Source organism: Streptomyces sp. SUK 48 (assembly GCF_009650765.1).
Lineage (GTDB): Bacteria > Actinomycetota > Actinomycetes > Streptomycetales > Streptomycetaceae > Streptomyces.
In genome coordinates this window covers 2310434-2324474 of sequence record NZ_CP045740.1, presented here as the reverse complement: position 1 = coordinate 2324474, position 14041 = coordinate 2310434, and the positions used below count along the sequence as shown (strand labels likewise).

Genomic DNA, 14041 nt, shown 5'->3' with positions numbered 1-14041 from the left:
CAGGCCGGTGGTCGGCTGCCGTCCGCAGTGGACGGCGCCGGAAGCCGTTTTCCAACGTTCCGAGAGGTTGTTCGTGTCGGCCAGCACATCCCGTACGCTCCCGCCGGAGATCGCCGAGTCCGTCTCTGTCATGGCGCTCATTGAGCGGGGAAAGGCTGAGGGGCAGATCGCCGGCGACGATGTGCGTCGGGCCTTCGAAGCTGACCAGATTCCGGCCACTCAGTGGAAGAACGTACTGCGCAGCCTCAACCAGATTCTTGAGGAAGAGGGTGTGACGCTGATGGTCAGTGCAGCAGAGCCCAAGCGCACCCGAAAGAGCGTCGCAGCGAAGAGCCCGGCCAAGCGCACCGCCACCAAGACGGTCGCGGCGAAGACGGTGACCACCAGGAAGGCCACCGCCACCACGGCCGCCCCCGCGGCGTCCGCCACCCCGGACGATTCCGCCGAAGAGGCATCCACCGCCAAGAAGGCGGTTGCCAAGAAGACGACCGCCAAGAAGACGGTTGCCAAGAAGACCACCGCCAAGAAGACGGCGGCCAAGAAGACCACGGGCAAGAAGGACGACGCCGAGATCCTCGAGGAAGAGGTTCTCGAGGACACCAAGGTCGGCGACGAGCCCGAGGGCACCGAGAACGCGGGCTTCGTCCTGTCCGACGAGGACGAGGACGACGCGCCCGCGCAGCAGGTCGCCGCGGCCGGCGCCACCGCCGACCCGGTCAAGGACTACCTGAAGCAGATCGGCAAGGTCCCCCTGCTCAACGCCGAGCAGGAGGTCGAGCTCGCCAAGCGCATCGAGGCCGGCCTGTTCGCCGAGGACAAGCTGGCGAACGCCGACAAGCTCGCCCCGAAGCTCAAGCGCGAGCTGGAGATCATCGCCGAGGACGGCCGTCGCGCCAAGAACCACCTCCTGGAGGCCAACCTCCGTCTGGTGGTCTCCCTGGCCAAGCGCTACACCGGCCGCGGCATGCTCTTCCTGGACCTCATCCAGGAGGGCAACCTCGGTCTGATCCGCGCCGTCGAGAAGTTCGACTACACCAAGGGCTACAAGTTCTCCACGTACGCCACCTGGTGGATCCGTCAGGCGATCACCCGCGCCATGGCCGACCAGGCCCGCACCATCCGTATCCCGGTGCACATGGTCGAGGTCATCAACAAGCTCGCGCGCGTGCAGCGCCAGATGCTCCAGGACCTGGGCCGCGAGCCCACCCCGGAGGAGCTGGCCAAGGAACTCGACATGACCCCCGAGAAGGTCATCGAGGTCCAGAAGTACGGCCGCGAGCCCATCTCCCTGCACACCCCCCTGGGTGAGGACGGCGACAGCGAGTTCGGTGACCTCATCGAGGACTCCGAGGCCGTCGTCCCCGCGGACGCCGTCAGCTTCACCCTCCTCCAGGAGCAGCTGCACTCGGTCCTGGACACCCTCTCCGAGCGCGAGGCCGGCGTCGTCTCCATGCGCTTCGGCCTCACCGACGGCCAGCCGAAGACCCTGGACGAGATCGGCAAGGTCTACGGCGTGACGCGTGAGCGCATCCGCCAGATCGAGTCCAAGACCATGTCGAAGCTGCGCCACCCGTCGCGCTCGCAGGTGCTGCGCGACTACCTCGACTAGTCGGCTGGTCCGCCAGTCGGCGGTCCGGCCCACAGGGCCGGTCGTAGCCGCCGAAGGCCCGGATCCCCTCGTGGGAGCCGGGCCTTCGTGCTGCGAGCGGAGAGCATGTGGATCACTCTGGGGTCTCCAGTCACCACCCTGAGTGAGGAGTCGACATGCGCCGTTCCCTTGGCCGTGCACTGATCCGGCCGCTCGTCCTCGCGGCCACCGTCACCGCCATACCCCTGGTGAGCGCGTTCACGGCGGCGCCCGCGGCGGTCCGGAGCGTGGTCGTCGGGGGATTCCCCATCGACGTGTCGCAGGCCCCGTGGACGGTGGCGCTGTCCAGCCGTGACCGGTTCGGAGGCACCCGTGCGGGCCAGTTCTGCGGCGGCGTGGCCATCGCCCGCACCACGGTGCTCACGGCCGCCCACTGCATGAACGACGACGTCCTCGGGGCGCCACCCGGCCGGGTGCGCGACCTCAAGGTGATCACGGGCCGCACGGATCTGCTGTCCGACGAGGGCCAGGAGATCGCCGTCAAGGACGTCCAGGTCAATCCGGGCTTCGACGGCGCGACGAACTCCGGCGACTTCGCCGTCGTCACGCTCGCCGAACCGCTGCCGCAGAGCGCGGTCATCGCCATGGCGGGACCGGGTGACCCGGCCTACGCGCCGGGCACCAAGGCCCTGGTCTCCGGCTGGGGCGATCTGACCGGCGGCGGTGCCTACGCGCACCGGCTCCACGCCGCGGATGTGCATGTGCTCGCCGACGACCGTTGCGGCCGCGCCTATCCGGGCGGCCCTGACGGCGTCTACCGGGCCGCCAGCATGCTCTGCGCGGGAGAGGCCGCCGGTGGGCCGGACGCGTGCCAGGGGGACAGCGGCGGCCCGCTGGTGGCCGGCGGGCGGCTGATCGGTCTCGTCTCCTGGGGCAGCGGCTGCGGGCGGGCCGGGAGCCCCGGCGTCTACACCCGTGTCTCCGAGGTCGTACGCGCCCTCGGGACGGGCGGGGACGGCGCGGACGGGAAAGCACCCACGGCGCCCACGAAAGCCCGCGAGAGGCCCCATGGGAGCTCCTGAGGGCCTTGCGCGGGGGTGATCAGGGTATGAGCACGGGCGGTCGCTCCACAGAGGAGCGGCCGCCCGTTCACCGGCCTGTGCCGGTATCGGCTCGTCGTCCGTGCGAGATTCAGCGCTCTTCTTCGGAAGCGGTGCTCGGGGCGGTCGTCAGCCGCTCCGTCTCGTCCTGTATCTCAGCGGCGATCTTCTTGAGTTCCGGCTCGAACTTGCGACCGTGGTGGGCGCAGAAGAGCAGCTCTCCGCCGCTGAGCAGGACGACGCGCAGGTATGCCTGGGCGCCGCAGCGGTCGCAGCGATCAGCGGCCGTCAGCGGGCTCGCGGGGGTCAGAACAGTAGTCACGTCGCCTCTTCTCTAGCTCGACGAGCTGTCGTACCAGGGTCAACATCCAACCAGCCCGAAAACGTTCCCGCTCGTGGCTTTTCCTGGAAAAAATTTTCCGGGGCGGCTGTCTGCTGCCGGTTGGCGGCGAATGTGCCGTAGTGCGTGTTGGGGATGCTTACGGGTTCGCGCTGTCTAGTATCTCGGTCCTCCCGGCTGGCTTGCCGGTTGTTCAAGAGGACGTGCCCGGAGCCTAAATGGTTCATGCCTCCAAGGGAACGTGATATGCACTTCACCCCAACGAGGGATCGAACGTGTATACGAGCCTGGACTAGTCTGAGTAGCCGACGAGGGTCGCGCTACACCGGCTCTACCTGGCCTCGGTACCCTCTGACGGGCAACCGAAGCCTCCCCCTTACCCAGAAGGGGGCAACCTGAAATTCAGCGAGGAGCGAACCGCGTGACCGCCGATACGTCCGTGCCGTCCACAGCTCTGCTGGCAGGAGCAGACCGCGACGGTTCCAACTACACCGCGCGGCACCTGCTCGTCCTCGAGGGCCTCGAGGCGGTGCGCAAGCGTCCGGGCATGTACATCGGCTCGACCGACAGCCGCGGCCTGATGCACTGCCTGTGGGAGATCATCGACAACTCGGTGGACGAAGCCCTCGGCGGCTACTGCGACCACATCGAGGTGATCCTCCACGACGACGCGTCCGTGGAGGTCCGGGACAACGGCCGCGGCATCCCCGTGGACGTGGAGCCCAAGACCGGCCTGTCCGGCGTCGAGGTCGTCATGACCAAGCTCCACGCGGGCGGCAAGTTCGGCGGCGGCTCGTACGCCGCCTCCGGCGGTCTGCACGGCGTCGGCGCCTCCGTGGTCAACGCCCTCTCCGCCCGCCTCGACATCGAGGTGGACCGCAGCGGCAACACCCATGCCATCAGCTTCCGGCGCGGCGTGCCGGGCGCCTTCACGGGCGCCGGCGCGGACGCGAAGTTCGAGGCCAAGAGCGGTCTGCGCAAGGCGAAGAAGGTCCCCAAGACCCGCACCGGCACCCGGGTGCGCTACTGGGCGGACCGGCAGATCTTCCTCAAGGACGCCAAGCTCAACCTGGACACGCTGCACCAGCGCGCCCGGCAGACCGCCTTCCTGGTGCCCGGCCTGACCATCGTCGTCCGCGACGAGTACGGCCTGGGCGAGGGCGGCAGCAAGGGTGAGGAGTCCTTCCGCTTCGACGGCGGCATCAGCGAGTTCTGCGAGTACCTGGCGAGCGACAAGCCGGTGTGCGACGTACTCCGCTTCTCCGGCAAGGGCACCTTCAAGGAGACCGTCCCCGTCCTGGACGAGCACGGCCAGATGACCCCGACCGAGGTCGCCCGCGAACTGGGCGTCGACATCGCCCTGCGCTGGGGCACGGGCTACGACACGAAGCTGCGGTCCTTCGTCAACATCATCGCCACCCCCAAGGGCGGCACCCATGTCTCCGGCTTCGAGCAGGCCCTCACACAGACGATGAACGACGTGCTGCGCGCCAAGAAGATGCTGCGCGTGGCCGAGGACAATGTCGTCAAGGACGACGCCCTGGAGGGCCTCACCGCGGTCGTCACCGTGCGCCTGGCCGAGCCGCAGTTCGAGGGCCAGACCAAGGAGGTCCTCGGCACCTCGGCGGCCCGCCGCATCGTGAACCAGGTGGTCACCAAGGAGCTGAAGGCGTTCCTGACCGCCACCAAGCGGGACGCGGCGGCGCAGGCCCGTGTCGTCATGGAGAAGGTGGTCGCCGCCGCCAGGACGCGTGTCGCGGCCCGCCAGCACAAGGACGCCCAGCGGCGCAAGACGGCCCTGGAGTCCTCGTCCCTGCCGGCCAAGCTCGCCGACTGCCGCAGCGACGACGTCGACCGCAGTGAGCTGTTCATCGTCGAGGGCGACTCCGCGCTCGGCACCGCCAAGCTGGCGCGGAACTCCGAGTTCCAGGCCCTGCTGCCGATCCGCGGCAAGATCCTCAACGTGCAGCGCTCGTCCGTGACCGACATGCTCAAGAACGCCGAGTGCGGCGCGATCATCCAGGTCATAGGAGCGGGCTCGGGCCGCACCTTCGACATCGACCAGGCCCGCTACGGCAAGATCATCATGATGACCGACGCCGATGTGGACGGCTCCCACATCCGCTGCCTGCTGCTCACGCTGTTCCAGCGCTACATGCGGCCCATGGTCGAGGCCGGGCGTGTCTTCGCCGCGGTGCCGCCGCTGCACCGCATCGAGGTCGTCCAGCCGAAGAAGGGCCAGGACAAGTACGTCTACACGTACTCGGACCGCGAGCTGCGCGACAAGCTCATGGAGTTCCAGACCAAGGGCGTCCGCTACAAGGACTCCATCCAGCGCTACAAGGGCCTCGGCGAGATGGACGCCGACCAGCTGGCCGAGACCACCATGGACCCCCGCCACCGCACCCTGCGCCGCATCAACCTCGCCGACCTCGAAGCCGCCGAACAGGTCTTCGATCTCCTGATGGGCAACGATGTGGCCCCTCGCAAGGAGTTCATCTCCAGCTCGGCGGCGACATTGGACCGGTCGCGGATCGACGCGTGACGGCTGCGGCGGGCTGGGGTGAGTGCTCTGGCTGGGGCGGGTTCGTCTGAGGTCGTACACCTGAGGTCGCACAAACTGGGCTGGGAGGGGGCCGGGGGATTCCTGGGCCCCCTCGGCGCCCTGCTCTGAGGGGTGCCTCCACGTCCCGGAAGCGGCACGCCCCGATGGTTCGGGTGAGTGCGGCTTGGGGGCGTGGGCCCGAGCGGGGCCGGGTGCGGGTCGGCTTGGACCGGTGACCGAGGAGCGGTTTGGGCCGGCCTGGTCCGGCTTACGGGTCGGCTCCCGACGGCTTCCCCCTGGCCCCACATGTTCAGCCTGTAGGAACGTGCGGGGCGGTCCTGCGGTTTTGTACGACAACCCCCTCGGCTTTGTACGCCACCCACCCGACCCCCTCTGGCAGCTCGCCCTCGGCCAGGTTCAGCCGAACCGTACCCCCGCCCGGTCGCACCGGCCCACCGCACCGACGGACCGGTGCTGTCCGGCGAGTCGGCGCATCGGGCACGCTCAGCGGTACAGAGTGCGCAGGGCGGTGCGGCAGCCCGTGGCCCGGCGCCGCGGGTCGGTGTCGGTGCCGGCCCAGGCGATCCGGGCGTCCGGCCGGATCAGAACGGCGGTGACGTCCCGCCAGATCCGATCCGAGGCTTCGGTGTCGACGGTGACCGTCCGCTGTTCCGGACCACCCGCGGCACACGGCGTCCGCGTCCCGCCGAGGTCCAGCAGCAACGGCCGGCCGCGGTGCATCAACGGGTGGGCGGTGGGCGTTTCGGCCGAGTCCAGGGCGAGGCCCGCCAGCCGCGTGCCGTCCAGCGGGTGCCCGCCGGGTGCGATGTCAGCGGGCAGTGGGTCGTCGAAGCCGGCGATCCTGCGGGCCCACTGGCGGTTGGTCCGCGGCTCGGCCAGCGCGGCGGACCAGACCTCGCGCAGCGCGATCTGCTCCGGGCTCGCCGCCGCGAACAGGGCGAGCTGCGCCCGAGTGTTGTCGATGACGGCGCGGGCGGCCGGCCGGCGCTCGGTGTCGTAGCTGTCGAGCAGTCCGTCGGCGGCCCGCCCCTGAAGGGTGGCGGCCAGCTTCCAGCCCAGGTTGGTGGCGTCCTGGATGCCGAGGTTCATGCCCTGCCCACCGGCCGGGAAGAACATGTGCGCCGCGTCCCCGGCCACCAGTACCCGTCCGGCCCGGTACCGCGCGGCCTGGCGGGTGGCGTTGCCGTAGCGCGACAGCCACCGGGGGTTGCGGATGCCCAGATCGCGTCCCAGGAGCGCCCGGGTCTGCTCGCGCACCTCTTCTAGGGTGAGCGCTTCTCCGGCGCCGCGGTGCATGGTGGCCGTGGACAGGCCCGCCAGCCGGTGGACGCCGTCGCCAATTGGGGCCGCCAGCAACGAACCGGCGGGCCCGGCGGCGGCGAGCGGCGCGGTGGGCGGGTCGTCCAGCTCGACGTCGGCGAGCCACCCGGTCAACGTGGTGTCCCGGCCCGGGAAGTCGATGCCGGCCGCCCGGCGCACCGCGCTGCGGGTGCCGTCGCAGCCCACCACCCAGCGGGCCCGCTCGGTCCGGTGGGTGCCGTCGCCCCGGATCACCACCTCGACGGCGTCCGGTCCCTGGGTGAGCGAGACGACTTCAGCGCCGCGCAGCACCCGGGCGCCCACGGCGACCGCGTGCTCCTCCAGGAGCTGTTCGGTGACGGACTGGCCGAGCGCCAGCATGAACGGGTGCACCGCTCCGGTCGTGGAGAAGTCCAGCCTGGTCGTCGCCGCCCCGAAGTGGCCGGTCGGCACCGGGGTGCCCCGTTCGATGAACCGCTCCGCGAGCCCGCGGGTGGCGAAGGTGTCGAGCGTGCCCGCCTGCATGCCGACCGCGCGCGACCGTCCGTCCGGTGCCGCCCGGCGTTCCACGACGGTCACCTCCACCCCGTGCAGGCGCAGCTCCGCGGCCAGCCAGAGCCCCACCGGGCCCGCCCCGGCGATCAGCACGTCGAGCATGACCATCACTTCCTCTCACTCTTGTCCGTTGGACAACAGTGAGGATGCCCTAGAATTGTCCATTGGACAACAGGGGTTGGCGCGGCAAGGCGCGCGAGCCGACCGGAGAGGCGCATCAATGGGTACGACACGGGGCGAGATCGTCGCCGCCACGCTGGCAGTCCTCGACGAGCACGGCCTGGACGGCGTGACCATGCGCGCCGTCGCGACCCGGCTCGGCGTGCAGCACAACACCGTCCGCTGGCACGCCTCCAGCAAGGGCCGCCTGCTCGAACTCGCCTCCGACGAACTCCTCGCGCACTGCCTCGACGAGCCGCTGCCCGAGGCGTTCCCCGACCGGCTCAGGGAACTGAGCCGCCGCTGCCGCGCGGCACTGCTCTCCCACCGCGACGCCGCCAAGATGGTCGCGGGCGTCTTCGCGGCCGAGCCGCACACGCTGCGCTACGCCGACGCCGTGATCGCCACCCTGCTCGCGGCCGGCCATTCGCCGCGCACGGCCGCGTGGACGCACTGGTCGATCTTCTATCTGACCCTGGGCCTCACCCAGGAACAGCAGGCCGCCCAGGAAACCGCGCCGGCCCTCCACCCGGACCAGACCCCGGCCGCCAGCTACCCGGCCCTGGCCCAGGTCCTGCCGCACGTCGGCCCCGACAGCTTCGACCAGCGCTTCGAATTCGCCCTCGGCCTGATCATCGCCGGTCTCTCCCGGGCAGAGGAGCCTCACGGCCCGGGTACCGGCGGAGACGTGGGTGACTCTCCGGCCGACTGACCGCCGGCCCGCAGCCAGCCAGCCCGCAGCCAGCGGGGCCGGTGCCGTGCAAGGCCCGGCCCGTCAGATCCAGCCCGTCAGATCCGGCCTGTGGGATCCGACCCGCCACGACCTGGCCCCCTGCGCGGGGTCGGCCGGACACGCGCCCGCCGCCCCACCCCGCCGGGACCCTCACCCCCGCCGGGACCTCACCCTGGCCCGTCTCCACCCCTGGGTGGAGGTACGTCCGTCAAGCTCTCCACCTGTGATCCACCCGGGCTCCGATCTCCCGACCTGCGAATTTCCGTAACTTCGAAGCGTCGGGCAGCACTCGCTCCCGGCGAACGACTTCTCGCTCACGGAGGATCTGATGGTGGGGCTCGCCAACGCACTGGTGATCGTGGCCGTCGTCGCGCTCGTGCTGGCACGCCAGTTCCGCGCACGCCCGATCGACACGGACCGCCGCTGGTGGCTGCTGCCCCTGATCCTCGGGGTCATAGCGCTGCGCGAACCCGGCATCCTCGACGCCCATCACCGCGTCGGGTCCGCCGCACTGCTCGCCGTGGAACTGCTCATCGGCCTGGCCATGGGCGCGGGCTGGGCCTGGACCACGCACATCTGGACCGAGCCGGACGGCGCGGTGTGGAGCAAGGGCACCAAGGCGAGCGCCGCCGTCTGGATCGCCGGCATCGCCCTGCGCATCGGCGTCTTCGCCCTCGGCGCCGCCTTCGGCCTGCACCAGCACAGCTCCGGCCTGCTCCTCGGCTTCGCCGCCTCCCTGCTGGTCCGCGCCGGGATCCTGACCTGGCGTGCGAGCACCCTCGGCGCTCGTAAGCCGCTGACCACCCAGCCTCTCGGCGCCACGAGCCGTCCCGCCGCGGCGTACGGTGACGGCAGGCCCGCCGGAGAGGAGCGCCTGTGACCGAGAACGCCTGGACGCGGTGGCCCTCGAAAGAGGCGCTCGGCCGCGCCGGAACCACCCGCCCCCGCCGCCTGCTCGCCTGGGCCGTCAGGATCCTGGTGATCGCCCTGCTGCTGTGGGGCGCGTACAACCAGAAGCATGTCGACGCCTGGACCGGGGTCGCCGCCCTCGCGGGCGTCGTCGTCGCCGGATTCCTCGGCTGGGCCTTCTTCCGCACCACCTACCAGCACCGACTGCTCCCCTCCCTGATCCTGCTGGCGACGCTCATGGGCATCGCGGTCGCCGCCGAGGCCACGGGATTCCGGGCACTGGCCCTCGTCCTGTGGTGCGGCTGCGGAATCACCGCCCTGGAGCGGCTCCCGCTCGCCGCCGCGGCCCCGGTGACCTCGGCGGGCCTCGCCGCGTACTCCGCCTTCAACAACGACGTCTGGCTGACCACCGCCGCCTCGGTCGTGGGCATGGCGCTGGCCGGCTACGTCCTGCGGCTGGACGCTGAGGCCCGGGGCAACGCACAGCGGCTGCTCGACCAGGAGCGGGCCGCGAGAGCCGCCGAGGCCGAGTCCGCGGCACTCGCCGAGCGGGCCAGGATCGCCCGCGAGATCCACGATGTGCTGGCCCACAGCCTCTCCGCGCAGCTCGTCCACCTGGAGGCGGCCCGGCTGCTGATCGAGCGGGGCGCCGACCGCGAGCGGATCCTGGAGCGGGTGGTGGCCGCCCGCGGCATGGCCCGCGACGGCCTCGCCGAGACCAGACAGGCGCTGTCCGCGCTGCGGGGCGAACTGACACCGCTGGAGGACTTCCTCGGCGAACTCGTCAGCGGGGCCGAAGGCGCGGCGGTCACTGTCACGGGTGAGCCCAGACCCCTGCCGGCCGAGGCGTCCCAGGCCGTGCGCCGGGTGGCCCAGGAGGCGCTGACGAACGTCCGCAAGCACGCCCAGGGCGCCAAGGTGGACCTGCGCCTCGACTACAGCGACCACCAAGTGACGCTGAATGTGCGGGACTCGGGCGGACGGCCCGGCGACCTCACGTCCTCCGGCGGCGGGTACGGTCTGCTCGGTATGCGCGAGCGCGCGGAACTGCTGGGCGGCTCGCTGGACGCGGGGCCGGACGAGGAGGGGTTCGCGGTGACACTGAAGGTGCCCGTATGACCGAGCCCGAGGGGGAGAAGAAGCCGGCGCGGGTGGTGGTCGCCGACGATCAGACCGTCGTCCGGGAAGGCATCGTGATGCTGCTCGGACTGCTCCCGGGCGTCGAGGTCATCGGCGCCGCGGGAGACGGCGAGGAGGCGGTGCGCCTGGTCGGGGAACTCGCCCCCGACGTCGTCCTGATGGACCTCCGGATGCCCCGCTGCGACGGCGTGGAGGCCACCCGGCGGATCCGGGAGCAGTACCCCGGGACCCAGGTGGTGGTGCTCACCACGTACGCCGACGACGAGTCGCTGTTCCCCGCCCTGCGGGCCGGCGCCCGGGGCTATCTGACCAAGGACGCGGGCGGCGAGGAGATCGTACGGGCCGTGGAGAGCGTGCTGTCGGGGGAGGCGGGGCTGTCGCCGAGCGTCCAGCGCCGGCTGCTGGAGCGGCTGTCGCAGGCCGAGCCCCGGCCGGTCGCGCTCGTGCCCACGACCTCTGAGCCCCCGGACGGGCTGACCGTGCGCGAGACCGAGGTCCTCGTGCTGATCGCCGAGGGCCTCAGCAACCAGGAGATCGCCGGCAGGCTGCATGTCTCGAACGCGACTGTGAAAACGCACATCAACAACCTGTTCGCGAAGACCGGCCTCAAGGACCGGGCGCAGGCGGTGCGTTACGCCTACGCCAAGGGGCTGGTGCGGCCGCCCGCGGGGTGACGTCACCTGATGGAGTGAAGAGCCCGGAGAAGAAGAGTCACGGAACTTCCGGGTCTGCCCATCCTTGGGCATGCAGTCAAGCGATGATCGTGCCCGCGGAGCAGGGGACGGTCCCGAGCGTTCGGCCGGGAACCGGAGGGACCACGGCGCACCCTGCCGCGCTGCGCGGCACGAGGACCCTTGGTGCGACTCGTCGGCCCTCGGCTGGGGCGAGCCGTACGGCGCCGGATCACCCCCTCCGGCCGTACCCTCGGCGCGCGGGGAGATGGACGCGGCGGCGGTGCACGCCCGCGAGGTGTACGTCGAGGTGCAGCGCAGCGCCGCCTTCCAGGAAGTGCGGGGCAGATACCGGCGGTTCGTGGTGCCGGGGGTCGCGGTCTTCCTGAGCTGGTACGTGGCGTACGTGGTGGCGGCGACCACCGCTCCGGAGCTGATGGCCCGGCCCGTGGTGGGCGCGGTGAACGTGGCGATGCTCGCGGGGCTGGGGCAGTTCCTCACCACGTTCCTGCTCACCTGGGCCTACACCCGGCACGCGCGGCTGCGGCGGGATCGGGCGGCGTTGGAACTGCGCTGGGAGACACAGGAGTTGACCCGGGGGACACGGGGAGGTGCCCGGTGACCGGCGAGCATCAGACGCTGGCGCTGCTGCTGTTCAGCGGATTCGTGGCGGTCAGCCTCGGGATCACGACGTGGGTGGGCCGGCGGCGGCGCGGTTCGGCGGAGGAGTTCTACACGGGCGGGCGGTTGTTCTCCCCGATGGAGAATGGTTTTGCCATCACGGGCGACTACATCTCGGCGGCCTCCTTCCTGGGCGTCACCGGGCTCATCGCGTTGTACGGCTACGACGGGCTGCTGTATGTGGTGGGCTTTCTCGTGGCGTGGCTGGTGGTGCTGTTCCTGGTGGCCGAACTGGTGCGCAACTGCGGGCGGTTCACCCTGGCCGACGTGGTGGCCGCGCGGATGAGCGAGCGCCCGGTGCGGATCGCGGCGGGCACGTCCTCGGTCGTGGTGTCCGTGCTGTACCTGGTGGCGCAGATGGTCGGCGCGGGCAGCCTGGTGGCGCTGCTGCTCGGCCGCACGAGCGGGGCGGCCCAGGCGTGGACGGTCATCGGGGTCGGCGCGCTCATGGTGGTCTATGTGTCGCTGGGCGGGATGCGGGCGACCACCTGGATCCAGATCGTGAAGGCGGTGCTGCTGCTCGGCGGGACGGTCGCGCTGACCGTGCTCCTTCTGCTGCGGTTCCACGGCGATGTCGATCAGTTGCTGGTCACGGCCGCGCGGCGCAGCGGCCACGGGGACGCCTTCCTCGCGCCCGGCCTGAAGTACGGCGGCAGCTGGACCGCCCGTCTCGACTTCATCAGCCTGGGGCTCGCGCTGGTGCTGGGCACCGCCGGGCTGCCGCACATCCTGTCCCGCTTCTACACGGTGCCCACCGCGCGCGCCGCGCGCCGTTCCGCGGTGTGGTCGATCGGGCTGATCGGCGGGTTCTATCTGCTGACGATCGTCCTCGGGTTCGGGGCGGCGGCGGTCGTGGGCCCCAAGGCCCTGCGCGCCTCGAACGCGGCCGGGAACACGGCGATGCCGCTGCTCGCCCTCGACCTGGGCGGCGGCGCCGGCTCCACTGGAGGAACGGTTCTGTTCGCGGTGGTCGCCGCCGTCGCCTTCGCCACGATCCTCGCGGTGGTCGCGGGTATCACGCTCGCCTCCTCCGCCTCCGTGGCCCATGACCTCTACGCCTCCCTCCGGCGGCCGGGCGACGGGCACAAGGGCGGGGTGCACCGCGAGGTGGCCGTGGCGCGGTTCGCCGCCGTCGGGATCGGTGCCGTGGCGATCGCGCTCGGACTGCTGGCCCGGGACCTCAACGTCGCCTATCTGGTCGGACTCGCCTTCGCGGTCGCCGCGTCCGCCAATCTGCCGGTGCTGATGTACTCGCTGTTCTGGCGCGGCTTCACCACCCGCGGCGCGGTGTGGGCCGTGTACGGCGGGCTGGTCCCGGCGCTCGGGCTCGTACTGCTGTCCCCGGTGGTCTCCGGCTGCCGCGGCTCGCTGTTCCCCGGCGTCGACTTCCAGTACTTCCCGTTGCAGAACCCGGGCATCGTCTCCATCCCGCTCGGCTTCCTCGCCGGCTGGCTGGGCACGGTCACCTCGGACGAGATCCCGGACGAGGCCAAGTACGCCGAGACGGAGGTGCGCTCCCTCACCGGGGCCGGGGCTGCCTAGGGCCGGCGACGGTCACGGCGCCACCCACGCGTACCGGTGTTCCGGGCGGCCGGTGTCGCCGTACTTCAGGGAGAGTCGCAGGCGGCCGGCCTGTTCCAGGTGGCGGAGGTAGCGCTGGGCCGTGGAGCGGCTCAGACCGGTGCGGGCGGCGACCTCGTGGGCGGAGAGTGGATGGTCGGCGCTGTGCAGGACGTCGCATATCAGGTCTGTCGTCGGCACGGTGTGGCCGCTCGGCAGGCCGGGCGCGGAGGGGGCGGGCGCCGTGCGCAGCGCCCCGAAGATCCGGTCCACCTGCTCCTGGCCCGCCACCCCCCGGCCGCCCACCCGGTCGACCGTGCGGCGCAGCGCGGCATAGGAGTCGAGACGGGTGCGCAGCGCGGCGAAGGTGAACGGCTTCACCAGGTAGTGCAGGGCGCCCAGGCGCATCGCATGCTGGACGGTGGCGACATCGCCGGCCGCCGTGATCATGATGACGTCCGCGCCATGGCCCTGCTCCCGCATGCGGTGGACGAGTTCCAGGCCGGTACGGTCCGGCAGATAGTGGTCGAGCAGCACCAGATCGATGGCGCCGCGTTCCACGGCGGCCAGCGCCTGGGCGGCGCTGTGCGCGCGGGCGGCCACCCGGAACCCCGGAACCTTTCCCACGTATTTGGCGTTTATCTCAGCGACGCGGAAGTCGTCGTCGACCACCAGGACGTCAATCATCGGGCCTCTCCTTCAAGGCCGGCGGGCGTCCGGCCCGCCCATGCGGCTCCGCA

At 71.2% G+C, this 14041-nt stretch carries 12 protein-coding genes; 9 read left to right on the top strand and 3 right to left on the bottom strand.

The features are described 5' to 3' along the window. Positions 1-73 precede the first annotated feature (73 nt). Complete coding sequence (locus GHR20_RS09685) at positions 74-1609, top strand: RNA polymerase sigma factor (protein ID WP_111581339.1); 1536 nt, start codon at positions 74-76, stop codon at positions 1607-1609. Positions 1610-1764: 155 nt separating this feature from the next. Continuing rightward, entirely contained in the window at positions 1765-2670 is a 906-nt protein-coding gene (locus tag GHR20_RS09680) for a serine protease (protein WP_153812951.1), read from the top strand. A 109-nt stretch (positions 2671-2779) separates the two neighbouring features. Here GHR20_RS09680 and GHR20_RS09675 read toward each other — a convergent pair whose 3' ends face one another. Next, on the bottom strand, positions 2780-3010 hold the full coding sequence (locus GHR20_RS09675) for a hypothetical protein (RefSeq protein ID WP_046421432.1): 231 nt from the start codon (positions 3008-3010) through the stop codon (positions 2780-2782). 439 nt (positions 3011-3449) lie between these two features. Here GHR20_RS09675 and GHR20_RS09670 point away from each other — a divergent pair, with 439 nt between their 5' ends. Next, a complete protein-coding gene (locus GHR20_RS09670) occupies positions 3450-5573 on the top strand; it encodes a DNA topoisomerase IV subunit B (RefSeq protein ID WP_153812950.1) in 2124 nt (707 codons plus the stop codon). A 504-nt stretch (positions 5574-6077) separates the two neighbouring features. Here GHR20_RS09670 and GHR20_RS09665 read toward each other — a convergent pair. Continuing rightward, the gene (locus tag GHR20_RS09665; protein WP_153812949.1) at positions 6078-7550 is read right to left on the bottom strand and encodes an FAD-dependent monooxygenase; all 1473 of its coding nucleotides are present in this window, start codon (positions 7548-7550) and stop codon (positions 6078-6080) included. A 118-nt stretch (positions 7551-7668) separates the two neighbouring features. Between GHR20_RS09665 and GHR20_RS09660 the strand changes: the two genes are divergently transcribed. The 6 genes from GHR20_RS09660 to GHR20_RS09635 all read left to right on the top strand — a co-directional run bounded on the left by GHR20_RS09660 (position 7669) and on the right by GHR20_RS09635 (position 13283). Beyond that, entirely contained in the window at positions 7669-8319 is a 651-nt protein-coding gene (locus GHR20_RS09660) for a TetR/AcrR family transcriptional regulator C-terminal domain-containing protein (protein WP_153812948.1), read from the top strand. 349 nt (positions 8320-8668) lie between these two features. Beyond that, complete coding sequence (locus GHR20_RS09655; RefSeq protein WP_111580825.1) at positions 8669-9220, top strand: DUF1453 family protein; 552 nt, start codon at positions 8669-8671, stop codon at positions 9218-9220. Beyond that, the gene (locus GHR20_RS09650) at positions 9217-10368 is read left to right on the top strand and encodes a histidine kinase (RefSeq protein WP_153812947.1); all 1152 of its coding nucleotides are present in this window, start codon (positions 9217-9219) and stop codon (positions 10366-10368) included. Before GHR20_RS09655 ends, GHR20_RS09650 begins: the two co-directional genes overlap by 4 nt. Beyond that, positions 10365-11063, top strand: coding sequence for a response regulator transcription factor (locus GHR20_RS09645; protein ID WP_153812946.1), 699 nt, complete (start codon positions 10365-10367; stop codon positions 11061-11063). The genes GHR20_RS09650 and GHR20_RS09645 overlap by 4 nt, the downstream gene beginning before the upstream one ends. Before the next feature lie 70 nt (positions 11064-11133). Further along, entirely contained in the window at positions 11134-11682 is a 549-nt protein-coding gene (locus tag GHR20_RS09640) for a DUF485 domain-containing protein (protein WP_153812945.1), read from the top strand. Then, the gene (locus GHR20_RS09635; RefSeq protein WP_153812944.1) at positions 11679-13283 is read left to right on the top strand and encodes a cation acetate symporter; all 1605 of its coding nucleotides are present in this window, start codon (positions 11679-11681) and stop codon (positions 13281-13283) included. The genes GHR20_RS09640 and GHR20_RS09635 overlap by 4 nt, the downstream gene beginning before the upstream one ends. A 12-nt stretch (positions 13284-13295) precedes the next feature. On the opposite strand, the gene GHR20_RS09630 is transcribed toward GHR20_RS09635, so the two are convergent. Further along, complete coding sequence (locus tag GHR20_RS09630; RefSeq protein WP_153812943.1) at positions 13296-13988, bottom strand: response regulator; 693 nt, start codon at positions 13986-13988, stop codon at positions 13296-13298. Positions 13989-14041 lie beyond the last annotated feature (53 nt).